Origin of the sequence: Frankia sp. EI5c, from assembly GCF_001636565.1 — a bacterium.
Classification (GTDB): domain Bacteria; phylum Actinomycetota; class Actinomycetes; order Frankiales; family Frankiaceae; genus Parafrankia.
Window position 1 is genome coordinate 34,799 of sequence record NZ_LRTK01000016.1, and the last position, 12,827, is coordinate 47,625.

Annotated in this window: 16 protein-coding genes; 13 read left to right on the plus strand and 3 right to left on the minus strand. The window is 71.0% G+C overall.

What is annotated here, in order from left to right:
• The first annotated feature begins 383 nt into the window (after window positions 1-383).
• From UG55_RS09655 to UG55_RS09665, 3 genes are all read left to right on the plus strand, one after another.
• Window positions 384-1,109: a TMEM165/GDT1 family protein gene (locus UG55_RS09655; protein WP_066066006.1), complete on the plus strand. Its 726-nt coding sequence runs from the start codon at window positions 384-386 to the stop codon at window positions 1,107-1,109.
• A 79-nt stretch (window positions 1,110-1,188) separates the two neighbouring features.
• Window positions 1,189-1,872: a pentapeptide repeat-containing protein gene (locus UG55_RS09660; RefSeq protein WP_066066009.1), complete on the plus strand. Its 684-nt coding sequence runs from the start codon at window positions 1,189-1,191 to the stop codon at window positions 1,870-1,872.
• A gap of 228 nt (window positions 1,873-2,100) precedes the next feature.
• Complete coding sequence (locus UG55_RS09665) at window positions 2,101-2,475, plus strand: hypothetical protein (RefSeq protein ID WP_066066012.1); 375 nt, start codon at window positions 2,101-2,103, stop codon at window positions 2,473-2,475.
• A gap of 46 nt (window positions 2,476-2,521) precedes the next feature.
• On the opposite strand, the gene UG55_RS09670 is transcribed toward UG55_RS09665, so the two are convergent.
• Complete coding sequence (locus tag UG55_RS09670; RefSeq protein ID WP_066066015.1) at window positions 2,522-3,088, minus strand: hypothetical protein; 567 nt, start codon at window positions 3,086-3,088, stop codon at window positions 2,522-2,524.
• 808 nt (window positions 3,089-3,896) lie between these two features.
• Between UG55_RS09670 and UG55_RS09675 the strand changes: the two genes are divergently transcribed.
• The gene (locus UG55_RS09675) at window positions 3,897-4,304 is read left to right on the plus strand and encodes an STAS domain-containing protein (RefSeq protein WP_066066018.1); all 408 of its coding nucleotides are present in this window, start codon (window positions 3,897-3,899) and stop codon (window positions 4,302-4,304) included.
• On the opposite strand, the gene mshD is transcribed toward UG55_RS09675, so the two are convergent.
• Window positions 4,268-5,338 carry a mycothiol synthase gene (gene mshD, locus UG55_RS09680; protein WP_066066021.1) on the minus strand — a complete coding sequence of 357 codons (1,071 nt, stop codon included), beginning with the start codon at window positions 5,336-5,338 and terminating at the stop codon, window positions 4,268-4,270. The two genes, UG55_RS09675 and mshD, sit on opposite strands and share 37 nt — an antisense overlap.
• Window positions 5,339-5,855: 517 nt before the next feature.
• Complete coding sequence (locus UG55_RS09685) at window positions 5,856-6,596, minus strand: response regulator transcription factor (protein WP_066066023.1); 741 nt, start codon at window positions 6,594-6,596, stop codon at window positions 5,856-5,858.
• 91 nt (window positions 6,597-6,687) lie between these two features.
• Here UG55_RS09685 and UG55_RS09690 point away from each other — a divergent pair, with 91 nt between their 5' ends.
• The 9 genes from UG55_RS09690 (at window position 6,688) to UG55_RS09725 (ending at window position 12,826) form a co-directional block, all read left to right on the plus strand.
• Window positions 6,688-7,596: an alpha/beta hydrolase gene (locus UG55_RS09690; RefSeq protein ID WP_242424086.1), complete on the plus strand. Its 909-nt coding sequence runs from the start codon at window positions 6,688-6,690 to the stop codon at window positions 7,594-7,596.
• A gap of 91 nt (window positions 7,597-7,687) precedes the next feature.
• On the plus strand, window positions 7,688-7,942 hold the full coding sequence (locus UG55_RS09695; protein ID WP_066066026.1) for a MoaD/ThiS family protein: 255 nt from the start codon (window positions 7,688-7,690) through the stop codon (window positions 7,940-7,942).
• Between the two features lie 74 nt (window positions 7,943-8,016).
• Entirely contained in the window at window positions 8,017-9,039 is a 1,023-nt protein-coding gene (locus UG55_RS09700; protein WP_242424122.1) for a hypothetical protein, read from the plus strand.
• On the plus strand, window positions 9,036-9,803 hold the full coding sequence (locus tag UG55_RS09705) for a DUF2993 domain-containing protein (protein WP_066066032.1): 768 nt from the start codon (window positions 9,036-9,038) through the stop codon (window positions 9,801-9,803). Before UG55_RS09700 ends, UG55_RS09705 begins: the two co-directional genes overlap by 4 nt.
• A gap of 170 nt (window positions 9,804-9,973) precedes the next feature.
• Window positions 9,974-10,210, plus strand: a 237-nt coding sequence (locus tag UG55_RS34690; protein WP_242424116.1) for a thioredoxin family protein, incomplete at its 3' end; no start/stop codon positions are given.
• Between the two features lie 97 nt (window positions 10,211-10,307).
• Window positions 10,308-10,385, plus strand: a complete 78-nt coding sequence (locus tag UG55_RS46930; protein ID WP_396230858.1) for a putative leader peptide — start codon at window positions 10,308-10,310, stop codon at window positions 10,383-10,385.
• A gap of 360 nt (window positions 10,386-10,745) precedes the next feature.
• Window positions 10,746-11,579 carry a sulfurtransferase gene (locus UG55_RS09715; RefSeq protein ID WP_066066033.1) on the plus strand — a complete coding sequence of 278 codons (834 nt, stop codon included), beginning with the start codon at window positions 10,746-10,748 and terminating at the stop codon, window positions 11,577-11,579.
• Between the two features lie 2 nt (window positions 11,580-11,581).
• Window positions 11,582-11,881: a DUF1416 domain-containing protein gene (locus UG55_RS09720; protein WP_066066036.1), complete on the plus strand. Its 300-nt coding sequence runs from the start codon at window positions 11,582-11,584 to the stop codon at window positions 11,879-11,881.
• A gap of 300 nt (window positions 11,882-12,181) precedes the next feature.
• Window positions 12,182-12,826 (plus strand): TetR/AcrR family transcriptional regulator, encoded by a 645-nt coding sequence (locus UG55_RS09725; protein ID WP_066066039.1) that lies wholly within the window; start codon window positions 12,182-12,184, stop codon window positions 12,824-12,826.
• The last annotated feature ends 1 nt before the right edge of the window (window position 12,827 follow it).

Below are 12,827 nucleotides of genomic sequence, written 5' to 3' on the forward strand. Positions count from 1 at the left end.
TCGGTGTCTTTCTGTAGGCGGCCGGTGCCGCACCGGTCAGGTCCGCCCGCGTGTGGCCTGCTTGTTGTCCTCTGTATGGGTCCGGGTGGTCCGTCGCGCGGCCGGTCGCGGTAGTGTGCGAGTCGAAGGGGAGTAGCCCCGCCGTGGCGACCAGGTAGTTCGACCCCGCGGCCGGCTCGTGTCATCGTTGCGATGGCCGTGCCGGGGTCCGCGTGGGGTCGGGTCGGCGCGGCCCGGTGTGTCGACATACTGGCTCGGTTCCCGAGCCCGGCCGTCGGGCCTGACCTCCGTCAGGTGGGCGAGACCTTCGATCTGGCTGTTGTGCCGGGTCGAAGGCGGCTTCCGTTCCGTCCGGCCCGGCCTCGATGAGAGGGAACCGGGCCGTGAGTCTCACCGCTCTATTCGTCACCTTCGGCGTGATCTTTCTGGCGGAACTTCCCGACAAGACGATGGTGGCGAGCCTTGTCCTGGGGAGCCGCTTCCGTCCTCTGTACGTCTGGGTGGGGGTCGCGGCGGCCTTCCTGGTGCAGGTGACGTTGGCGGTGGCGGCTGGCAGCGTGATCTCGCTGCTGCCGGCCCGGGCTGTCGACGTGGTGGCGGCCCTGCTGTTCGCCCTGGGCGCGGCGCTGGTCCTGCGCGAGGGACGAGAGGACCACACGGTCCCCGACGACGCGGCCATCGACGTTGCGGGTGGTCCCGTGCCCGCGGGCGAGAGTGTCGGCGCGAGTGCGCTCGGCGCCGGCGAGGCCGGCACCGGCACCGGCACCGGAAGCGGCACCGGCGCCGGAAGCGGCGTCCAAGCGGCGGCGGCGGAGTCCGCGGGCCGGTCGGGGTTCCTCCGGGTCGCCGCGACCTCCTTCGCCGTGGTGTTCGTCGCGGAACTGGGCGATCTCACCCAGTTCTCGACAGCGAACCTCGCCGCCCGCTACTCCGCGCCGGTGGCGGTCTGGATCGGGGCGGTTCTCGCGCTGTGGACCGTCGCGGCCATGGCCATTGCGGGCGGTCGTGGGCTGTTGAAGGTCCTCTCCGTGCGCCTGATCACCAGGATCGCAGCGGTCGCCTTCTCGGTGCTGTCCCTGATCTCCCTGATCGACGCCATCCGCGGCTGATGACGCCCATCGATGCCCATTCATCGACGCCGAGGACGCTGTCGGGATGGCCGGTCGCGGGTGAGTGAGAATCTCTGGCATGGCGCAACGACAGCGGGCTGATCCGTGGCAGCCGGCGCCCCCGGCTGTCGGCGCGACCTCCCGGGTTTCCGGCGCGGCCGCCCGGGGAGCGGTGCCGCCCCGGGTCGTTCGCGGGACGGTCGAGGACCTGCGATCGGCGGTCACCGCGGGCGACCCGGATGACGGCATGGTCGGCGCGATGGTCGAATCGACCGTGCTGGCGGGCACGCGTGTCCTCGGTGGTGAGCTCACGGGCCTGCGCCTGCGTGACGTGCTGGCCGAACAGGCGGTGCTGGCCGGCGTGCTGATCGACGGAGGTGGCGGGACCCGGGTCCAGTTCACCGGTGGCAGGGTCTCCGGGGCCGTCTGGATCCGCGGAGAATTTCACGACCTCACCCTGGAGCAGGTCCGTGCCGACGGAGTCACGTTGCGGTCCTGCCTGCTGCGCCGGGTGCGGTTCACCGGATGTGACCTGTCGGGTCTGGACCTGGCGGGGACACGTCTGGACCATGTCCGGTTCGAGGACTGTGATCTGAGTGAGGCTGTCTTCACCGGTACGAAGGTCGTGGCGGCCTCGTTCCGAGGCTGTCGCTTCGACGGCGCCACGGGTGTGGCCGGGCTCGCGGGCGCCGAGGTGGACGCCGACAGCCTGCTGACTCTCATCGGTCCGATGGCGGCCGCGTTGGGAATCTCTGTGTCCTGAGCTTCTTCCTCCGCCGGATCGTTCCCCGGCCGGCGGGCCGAGGCACCAAAGGGGCGAAAGCTCGGGAAACGGATAGTTCAGCCCNGCCGGGAGACCTCCCCACGGTCCGTGCTTATATCGGTGCGTCGAGCGCGCTTGTGACGATGCGGACACGAAGAGTGTCCAGGATGCCTGGTTTGCGCGTGATGACGGGATCAGTCGATGGACGGCGGAGGGAACAGCAACGGAATGATCATGGAGGAGGGCGGCTGCGGAGCATGGCAGCGTGTGCCCGAGGACATAGTCATGCGGCTCGATGATGTGCCGGGAGCCGCCTACGAGGTGCCCAGCGAGGTGACCTGCGCACTGCAGGAAGGTCACCCCGACAGTCATATGGCCGTGCTGCAGGGGTGGGGAAACGAGGAGGTCTGGCTGACGTGGTCCGCTCCCAGGACCATCACAGCTCCCGGTTGCCGCGCTGACGGGATGACCTGCCTGTTGCCCACCGGTCACCAGGGCCACCATCATGTGATCATGACGGACATGGTCGAGGACGAGGGCCCGTACTGGGTGGCGGACCGTGCTGACCTGGAGGCTCGGCGCGCCGGTGTTGCCAGAGGCTGACCTGTATCCGGCGTGCGGTCGGCCGGCGCGCTGCGACGACCCCGCGTCAGTGCGGCCGCCGGGCCTGGTCGAAGACGAGAACAACCTCGGCGTCGGAGGTGAAGTCCCGCAACCGGGCCTCGGCGGGGACGGAGGCCAGAGCATGGCGCAGGCCACCCGCTGTGGTGCCCTCAGCCGTGACGACGGTGACGCGCGCGCCGGGCTCGGCCGGCGGTGAGGCGGTTGTTCCGGCCTGCTCTGACCCGGGCCGCCGCGCCGACTCCAGTGTCAGCAGGTGATCGACGATGCGGCGGACCTCGTCGATCTCGAGGTCGGTGGAGGCGGCTGGCCCGGGCCCGTTCGGCGTGATCCGAAGCCGCACGACCAGCCCGCCTTCCGGGGCGATCTCCGCGAGTCCCGGCTCGTCGGGGTGCGGTGCGGGGGTGCTCGGGGCCACCTGCACCGACTGTGCGCGGGCGTGGTCGGGAGCCCGGGTGGCCGCGGCAACGGTGATCGCCGCGCCGTCCGTGCGGCCAACAAAGATCGTGATCTCGTGCGGCTCGGGTGCCGGGCCTCGCCGGGGCGGCTCGGTGTGATCGTCACGCGGCGTGGTGGCGGTGCTCGGTCGGGACATCGTGCGTTCCTCTCCTCAACAGGCTCCTCGACGGGGCTCGGCCGGAAACCCGCCCGGTCAAGCCCCGTCGAATGTGCGCTGTCCTCGGGGTGGCAGTTCGCGGGTGGTAGTTCGCGGGTGGCGGTTCGCGGCGTTGTCAGAAGACATCTGCGCGATCGCCGTGCCGGGGATGAAGGTCTCATGGTGATTCCGGTCATAACACCCCGCGTGCCGGGGAGTTTTCGACCGCCCGTGCCCGTGCCCACACTGGTGGAACACCATGTGGACCGACACTGCCGGAATTTGGGCCGGAACCCATCGTTTGCATCGACCTGTCGTGTTTCAGCCGGATGCGTCGCGATGGAAGCTGGTGGTCGGCATTCGAGCCGCGATGTGCGGCGATCCACGCCAGTCGATGTGATGTCGGTCGCGGAGCACCTGGAGCGGTCCTGGCCGGCGCGGATGAGTTGACGACAGGCCCGGTGAACAGGTGCGGAAGGAAACCGAGCGAAATAGAAGCAGGTGAAAGCCGTGGACACGGCGCGCGTCTGGCTGTCCGGTTGCCGCACGTGAGCCAGACTGCTTCAGGTGATGCTTCGGCGCCATTGCGTGCCCGGGCGCGGCATGATCGCCGGACCGCCGAGTGATCGTGAACGCGCTCCGAAGCCCAAAAGGTCAGATGCCGGAAAAAACCTCCACCTGAACCTGGTGTGAGGCCGATACCCCCTGGGTAGGGGCAGGGCGATCGCGCTTGTCAGGAGCGCGTCGCGCCGTGGGAGGCATGCTCGGCCGGCTTCCCGCCCCGCACCGTCGTCGGCCGACCGGAGCCATGGTCCCCAGCGTGCGTGTGGAAGTGACAGGTCGAGACGCGGTCGTGGTGCACCCGGAGGGCGAGATCGACTACTCGTCGCTGGAGCCGTTGCGGGAGGCGCTTTTGGACGCGCGGATCGCCGGCGTCCGCGAGATCGTCGTCGATCTCAGGGAGGTCACCTTCCTGGATTCGCAGGGGCTCGCCGTGATCCTCTACGCGCATCAGCGGCAGCGGTCCGCCGGCGGGCGCCTCGTGTTGCGCAACCTCAACGAGAACGCCTACCGGCTGCTGGCCGTCACGAACCTCACGACGGTGATCGACGTCGACCATGGTTCGTCCGTCGCCCCGGCACAGAGCCGGTCCGGTCTGGCGGCCGCCCCGCTCCCCGGTCAGCCCCGGACGCGGCCGGGTGTGGCCCGCCGGTAGGAGACGTCGACGGTGTGCCGGTGAAACCCCAGGCGGGTGTAGAGCCGGACAGCGCGCTCGTTGCCCTCGTCCACGTACAGCATCACTGTGCCCAGCCCGAGGTCCCGTAGATGACGCAGGCCGGTGATGGTCAGCGCCCGGCCCAGGCCCGCGCCGCCCACTCCGGGCACGACCCCGACCACGTAGACCTCACCGATCGCCTCCGGGCGGGCGGCGGAACCGTCCGCGGGTGCCGGGTCGGCTGGATGAACCTTCGTCCAGTGGAAACCGAGCAGTTCCCCGTCCCGCTCCGCGAGGAAGAAACCGGCCGGGGCGAACCACGGTTCCGCCTCCCGCGCCCGCAGATCACTCATCGTCCAGCGGCCCTGCTCGGGGTGCGTGGCGAACGCCTTCGCGTTGACCGCCAGCCACGCCGCCTCGTCCCGGCCCGGCTCGAAGGTCCGGATGACCACCCCGGCGGGGACCGCCGGCTCCGGCAGGTCGTCAGCCGCGGGCGGGTCGGCCCCGCCGCCCGCGGGGAGCGGTGGCAGGCGCTGTGGCCCGCGCAACGGCCGGCGCAGTTGGAGCAGCACCCGGGAGCGGTCGAAGCCGGCTCGGCCGGCTAGTGCCGCCGCAGCCGGCGAATCGCCGTGCGCCCAGATCTCGAGCTGCGCTGGTGCGGGCGTCGCCTCGGACAGCTCCCGGACGAGGGCGGTGCCGATCCCGGCCCGCCGGTGATCGGGGTGGACGACCAGCTCGGCCTGGCGCTGCGCCCCCGGGGCGCTCAGCGCCGCGTAACCCACCACCGTCGAGCCAGCCTGGGCCACCAGGTGCGCCACGCCGCCTTCGCCGGGGCCGGTCTCCGTGCCCGTGCCCGTTCCCGTTCCGGTGTCTGTGTTCGTGTCGGCCCCGGCGTCGGAGGCCGGGCGCAGCGTGAGGCGGACGTCCTCGGAGACGCCGCCGCTGCCGTCGACCCGCTCGGCGGCGGCCAGCAGGTCGGTGATTGCGGCCACCGCGGGAACGTCGAGGGTGCGCAACCAGATCAGCGAGGTCACCAGTCGACGTTAGTGCGTCGCCGGGGTGGGCGTCGTCAGAGTGACGTTGTCGTCGTCGGAGTGACGTTGTCAAAGTGACGAGTGTCGGTGGGGGGCAGGCACGAGGGTGCCGATCGGCCTGGCTGGATCTCCACCTGACGGTGTCGTCAGGTGACTGGCAGGTTTCGGCCCGAGTGAGGGCCGCTCCGGCGTCGCCGTGGGTGACGGAAGCGCGCGCCCGGGCCCGCCCGGCGTGAGCCGTCCGCGGCGCGATGCGCCCGAACATGCCGGGAGGGTCCGGCAGCCGTCCTTCGACGGCCGCCGGACCCTCCCGGTACGCGCGGTGGCGACTGGCCTGCGCGGCAGTGCTCCCGTGCGGCTCACCACCCTGGGGGTGGTGGAACCGTTCTCGTCATGGCGCTGGCTCGCTGGTGGTGCTGCTGGTACTGGTGCTGCTGGTGGTGATGGTGTGGTGGACCGAACTGAATCGCCTGGTCGAGCCGGTCGAGCTGGTCGAACGTTCGGCCAGACGGACCGGTCAGACGCGCTCGGGGGTACGGATGTCGTCCCGGTCCATACGGTTGGCGGCCTCGGGCAGCGGGGAGATCGGCGGTGCGACGAACTTGTACCCGACGTGCCGGACGGTTCCGATCATCGCCTCGTGCTCGGGGCCGAGCTTCGCGCGCAGCCGGCGGACGTGGACGTCCACCGTCCGGGTACCTCCGTAGTAGTCGTAGCCCCAGACCTCCTGCAGGAGCTGCGCGCGGGTGAAGACCCGACCCGGGTGCTGCGCGAGGTACTTGAGCAGCTCGAACTCCTTGAACGTGAGCTCGAGCGGACGCCCCCGCAGCTTGGCGGAGTAGGTGGTCTCGTCGACGGAGAGGTCACCGGACCGGATCACTCCGGCCTCGGCGGTGCCGCCAGCGGCGGCGACCCGGCCGATGGCCAGCCGCAGCCGGGCCTCGACCTCGGCCGGACCGGCCGTGTCGAGAACCACGTCGTCGACGCCCCAGTCAGCGGAGACGGCGGCGAGCCCGCCCTCGGTGACCAGCGCCAGCAGAGGAGTGGTGAGCCCGGTGGTACGCAGCAGCCGGCACAGGCCGCGGGCGATGACGAGCTCGCGGCGGCCGTCGACGACGATCACGTCGACAGGAGGTGCGTCGAGCAGTGCGCTTGCCTCCAGCGGTGCCACCCGGACCGTGTGGGTGAGGAGGCCTAGGGACGGAAAGGACTCGGCCGACGGACCGGGGGCGTTGGTGAGCAAAAGGACGACGCTCAAGACGGCTCCTCCAGGTGCGGTGTGTGTTGGGGCAGCGTCGACCCAGGCGATCCTTGTCTCCGGTGTCCCACGTTCCACGACCGTCATGGGCATGAAACGAGTACCGGTCTGTGGGGAGGATAGCGGAGTGCCCTACTCCGCTCCTACTGTCTACCGACTTCTTCCCACCGCAGACGCTGAGATCCTGGCCACGGAGCTGCGGAATCGTGTTCCTGTGGTGACAGACAACGAGGCCGTCTGCGTGGTCGTTGCCCACGGCTTCTCCGGATCGATCGGGCGGCCGGCGCTGCGCGCTGTAACAGACGAATTGCGCCGGCACGTGAGTGTGCTGTCGATGGACTTGCGTGGTCACGGCAGATCGACCGGCACCTGCACTTTTGGGGACCGCGAGGTCCTGGATGTCGACGCCGCGGTAGGCGAGGCGCGACGACTCGGCTACCGGAAGGTGGTCACGATGGGTTGGTCCATGGGTGGTGCCGCGGTCGTGCGTCACGCCGGCCTCGCGGCCGCCGGAGAGATGACACATGGGCATCGACTCCGGCACCGCCCGGATGCCGTCGTGACCGTGAGCGCCGCCAGCCGGTGGTTCGTTCGTGACACGGCTCCCATGCGGCGCATCCACTGGTTCGCCGAGACGGCGTCCGGACGGGTCGCCGCCCGGCTCGGTCTGGGGGTCCGTATCGCGGCGGACCCGTGGCCCGAGATACCCGCCGCACCCGTCGAGGTGATCGGCGGGATCGCGCCGACGCCCGTACTTATCGTGCACGGCGACCGTGACTCGTACTTCACTGTGGAGCATCCGCGCGCACTGGCGGCCGCGGCCGGTCCCACCGCGCAGCTCTGGCTGGTCCCCGGCTTCGGGCACGCAGAGGCCGGGGTCGTGCCGGGACTGGTTGACCGAATCGGGGCGCACCTGCCTGATCTGCTGGCCGGTCGTCCCGAGTGGGCGCAGTGCGCGCGGCGGATGGCGCGGGAGACAGGTCCCTCGCCGGCCGGGTGACCGGCCGGGTGCGTGGGCGGCGGCGCGCCCAGCGCACCGAACTGCCGGATCGCCGGTCGGCGACCGGTCGAGCGAGGAACGAGGTGACGCCGTGGCACGGGTCATGGTCAGGTACTGGGCCGCGGCCCGCGAGGCGGCCGGTATCGAGCAGGAACAGGTTGACGCGCCCACCCTCGCGGTGGCGCTGGACGACGTCACCCACCGTCGGGGCGAACGGCTCGCCACGGTGTTGGCCCGCTGTGCGTTCCTGCTCGACGACGAGCCGGTCGGCCGGCGTGATCCGCGGGACGTCGTGCTGCGGGACGGGGCGGTTGTGGAGGTCTTACCCCCCTTTGCCGGAGGGTGAGGCCTACGCGGGGACACATCCGGCTGCCGCCGGGCCCTGGATTCCCGCCCGATCGGCCGTGGCAGCATGGTGTGGTGCCTACACCCGAGCCCGGCTCGCCCGGAGTATCCGGACTGTCCGGATCCTCGGGCCTGATCCGGCCGGGCGGGACGGCCGGGCCGGTGGGGCGGGGCGGGCCGGCCGCCTTCCTGGACACGGCGTTCACCGGCGTGGCGGTTGCCGTGCTGGTCACCGGGGCCGCGGTCGCGGCGGCCTCCGGTCCCTGGGCGCTGGCGGGTGTGCTGCTCGCGGCGCAGGTCGCGCTGGGCTGGGCCTGGGTACGGGCGCTCGGTGCCTCGCCGGGGACGACGGTGCTGGTGGCGGGTAGCGCGCTGGCCGGAGACCTCGCCGTGCTCTGGCCGTTCGGCGGCCGCGACGGTGGCCACGGCTATGACGACAACGGCATCGGCACGGTGGCGGGCGTCGTCGGGGTATCCCTCGCGGTCACGGTGCTCTACCAGCTCGGCCGGCGGGTGCACGCGGGCGCCGCGGCCCCGGCCACTGCCGCCACCCAGGCGGCCGCCGGATCTGGCCGCGTCGCGCCGGCGGCTGAACGGGTCAGCCGTGACATGGCCGCCGCGCTCGGGGGGGTCACCGTCGCCGGGTTCCTGACGGGCTTCCTGGTGCTGCGGGCCGAGGCCGGAGCGGACCACGCCCCGGACACCATGGTCATCGCCGGCCTGCTTGGTGCCGGCACGGCGGTGCTGGTCGGACGCGTCGCCCTGGCGTTCTTGGAGCACGCCGCCGCCACCCTGCCGGACACGCCGCGTCTCCGGCTCGGTGCCCTCGTGGCGGCGTTGCTCGGGGCGGCCGCGGGTGCCGGCGCGGGGGCGATCTTCGGCGCGCTGACGGAGCTGGGTGCCCCGGTCGCGGTGGCGCTGGCCGGTGCCGGGGCGGTGGCAGCCGCATGCGCGGTTCCCGCCGGCCCCGCGCCGCTGGCCGGATCCGGCCTTTCGGCCCGGCTCGCGGTGGTCGCCGCGGCGCTGTTGGGCGTGCTGCTCCCGCTGGCACTCGCGGCACCGATGGTCTACCTCGTCGGCCGTCAGCTTCCCGGATGAGCCGGGGCGCGCGGCGCGGCCTGACGATCTTCCTGGTGACGGTCGTCCTGGCTCTGATCGTCGTCGGGGTTCTCGACCGGGTCGCGGCCAGGGTCGTCGCGGACCAGATCGCCACCAGAGCGCAGAGCTCGCAGAACCTCGCCGAGCGCCCGGATGTCTCCCTCGCCGGTTTCCCCTTCCTCACCCAGGTCGCCGCGGGCCGGTACCGCGACGTCGACATCGAGGTCCGTGGCTACGAACAGGAGGGTGTGCGGGTCGACCGCGTCCGCGCCGAGCTGAACGGGGTACGGCTGCCCCTCTCGGACGTCCTGCGGAACGAGGTCGAGCGGGTGCCGGTCGACAGGGTCGAGGCGCAGGTCGACCTGACCTTCGACGACCTGAACAGGTATCTGGCGAGCCAGCAGCCACCGGCCCGGGTCAGCCCGGCCGGCCAGGGCATCGAGATCAGCGGGAACGTCGAGGTCCTGGGCTCGCAGTACCCGGTCTCCGGCACCGCCGACATCGGTGTGACCGCGGACGCCGTCACCTTCACGCCCCGGGAGCTCGCGTCGGGACTCGGCACGGTGATCCCCTCCGAACTGGTGGAGCCGCTGCGGGCACTGCTCACCGTGCGGGTGCCCATCACCGGACTGCCGTTCAACATGCGGCTGAAATCCGCGGTGGTGGGCGCTGACCGCCTCACCTTCACCGCGGGCGGCCAGAACGTCCTGCTGGACGCCAATCTGACGCCGAACGTCACTTCCGGCGGCAGTTCCACCCCCTGAGCCCGTCCGCGGGGCCGATGCCGGCGGCCGCCGGGCCGGCGGAGGATGAGCGCATGTGTTCGGATGACCGGGAAGCGGACAGCGCCACAGGACCCGCCGCGGAACTCGCCTCCNTCGGCCAGCCGCTCGGTGCGACGGCCACGCTGCTGCAGTTCTCCACGGCCTTCTGCGTGCCCTGCCGCCTCACCCGCCGCCTGCTGGCCGACGTCGCGTCGATCGTGCCCGGGGTGCGGCATGTGGAGGTCGACGCGGAATCCCACCTGGAACTGGTGCGCCGGATGGGCATCCGCAGCACCCCGACCGTGCTCGTCCTCGACGGCTCGGGCACCGAGGTACGGCGGGTGAGCGGTGCGCCGCCGACCCGTGCGGCGGTGATCGCGACCCTCGCGTCGTTGTTGGAGACCTCCNATGGAGACCGCGGGCTGGGTGACGGTAGTGATCGGATAGATCTGTCGCGCGACGATTAACACAGGCGTGACTTTCGCTGCTAACGTGACACGCACCATGTGCAGCCTCCAGCTTGTGAAGCGCCGCGCGGTCGACCTGTGCCGCGTGGGCAGCTGCTTGTGTTGCGGTTCCTGACAGCGCGTTGACCTAGGAACACGTCCGCCTGTCCTGCGTGGCCCTCGTCCGTCGCCGGAACCGATTCGCACGTCAGGAGAGCAGCCTCATGGTGGGCCCGCGCGGGCCGCGCCCTGCCGCGGCCGGGATGGTCGTCGTTCCCGCGCAGCTCGTCGATCCCGCGCAGCTCGTCGTTCCCGTGCCCATCCCAGGTTCTGTTTCCCGGTGCGGTGGCCGCGCCGTCGCGCTCGTGGGTTCCGGCGGTGCCATGCCTGCCGCGGTATCCGGACGGCCGCGTCCCGCAGCGCCTGAACTCCTCCCACTTTCCGTAACCGTGAAAGTCGCAAGCGTGAAATCCGCAACCGTGAAAGGAGCACCCGCATGAGCCGCGAGAACGCGCTGGTCAACGCGACCTGGGTCGAGGAGCACAGCAACGACCCCAAGGTCGTCCTGGTGGAGGTCGACGAGGACGTCTCGGCGTACGACCGGGGGCACATCGCCGGTGCCGTGCGGCTGGACTGGAAGTCCGAGCTGCAGGACCCGGTGATCCGTGACTTCGTGAACAAGGAGCAGTTCGAGAAGCTCCTGTCGGAGAAGGGCATCGCCAACGACGACACGGTCGTGCTCTACGGCGGCAACAACAACTGGTTCGCCGCCTACGCCTACTGGTACTTCGTCCTGTACGGCCACGAGCAGGTACGCCTGCTCGACGGCGGTCGCAAGAAGTGGGAGCTGGACGGTCGCCCGCTGACCGCCGAGGTCACCCCGCGCCCGGCGACCAGCTACTCCGCCGCCGAGGCCCGCACCGACATCCGGGCCTTCCGGGACGAGGTCATCGCCGCGATCGGCTCGAAGAACCTGGTGGACGTCCGTTCTCCGGAGGAGTTCTCCGGCCGGCTGCTCGCCCCGGCGCACCTGCCGCAGGAGCAGTCCCAGCGGGCCGGTCACGTGCCGACCGCGAAGAACATCCCGTGGGCGAGGACCGCCAACGAGGACGGCACCTTCAAGTCGAACGACGCCCTGCGCACCCTCTACGCCGAGGCCGGCGTGGATCTGACCAAGGACACGATCGCCTACTGCCGGATCGGCGAGCGTTCCGCGCACACCTGGTTCGCCCTGCACGAGCTGCTGGATCTGGCGAACGTCAAGAACTACGACGGCTCCTGGACCGAGTACGGCTCGCTCGTCGGCGTGCCGATCGAGAAGGGTGCCTGATCATGTGCGGGGCGACCAGCGGCGGACCATCGGTGGAGGGAATCGACGTGGCCAAGGAGACCGTGATCCAGGGAGTCGTCGTCAGGGAAGGGCAGCCGGTCTCGACCGGCTACGCCCGGCTGCTCGACTCCGGAGGTGACTTCACCGCCGAGGTGCCTCTCTCGGCGACCGGGCAGTTCCGCTTCTTCGCGCGTCCGGGCGAATGGACGGTTCGCGCGCTGGTGCCCGGCGCCAGCGGCGAGCGCAAGGTCGTCGCCCGCCAGGGCGAGCCGGTCGACACCCAGGTCGACGTGGCTGCCTGAGCGGATCTTCCAGCCAGTCTGGCGGCTCGGCCACGGCCGGGCTCCGGGAGCACACCTCCCGGAGCCCGGCCGTTTGTCGTGGATGGCTGCCTGTCGTGGATGGCCGTCTGCCGTGGCGGGGAGGCCGAGCGCGCACCGCCGCCGGCCTGCCCCCGGCCTACCGGCGGTTGCCATGAAACTGTCACCAGGTGACATTTGTCCATACGGGACGTATGCTCATCCATGACAGAAGGGACGGTTGGGTCTTCCGTCGGTGGTCGGTGCTGAGGTGGGCGGTCTGGAGAGCGGAGGGGTGGCCGGGTGGCAGAGCTCGGGGAAGGTCTGCGCGAGCGGAAGAAGCGGCGCACCCGGCAGGCGATCATCGAGGTGGCGCACGAGCTGTTCCATGAGAAGGGGTACGACCCCACCACCCTGGAAGAGATCGCCGCTGGCGCGGACGTGTCGGTGCGCACCTTGTTCCGCTACTTCACCGGGAAGGAAGCGATCGCCCTCGCGCCCTTGGATGAGATGGGTGATCTGACGGTCGCGGCGCTGCGGCGCCGGCCTGCTGACGAGCCGCCGCTGACGGCGCTGCGCAACGCGGCCCTGAGCGCCTGGGCACTGATGTCACCGGACGGTGGATCGCTGCGGCGCTACGCCGATCAGCTGCTTCCGAGCGACGAGGTGTCGCCGCTGGCGGGGGCCGTACTCAGTCGCCTCATCGTCATCGGTGACCGGCTGGCCATGGAACTGATCGATCCCGACGGCTCCGGCGGGCCGGCAGCCGCCGGATCGGATTCCCAGCCGTCGCCGCTCGTCGAGCTGGACGCGCAGTTGACAGTGGTCGGCTTCCTGGGAGCCATTCAGGTCGCTATTCGCACCTGGTGTGGCTCCGGCAGCACCGACCTGGCGGAACTGCTCGACATCGTCGGAACCTGCCTCGACCGGATTCGCCTCGGTTCCTGAC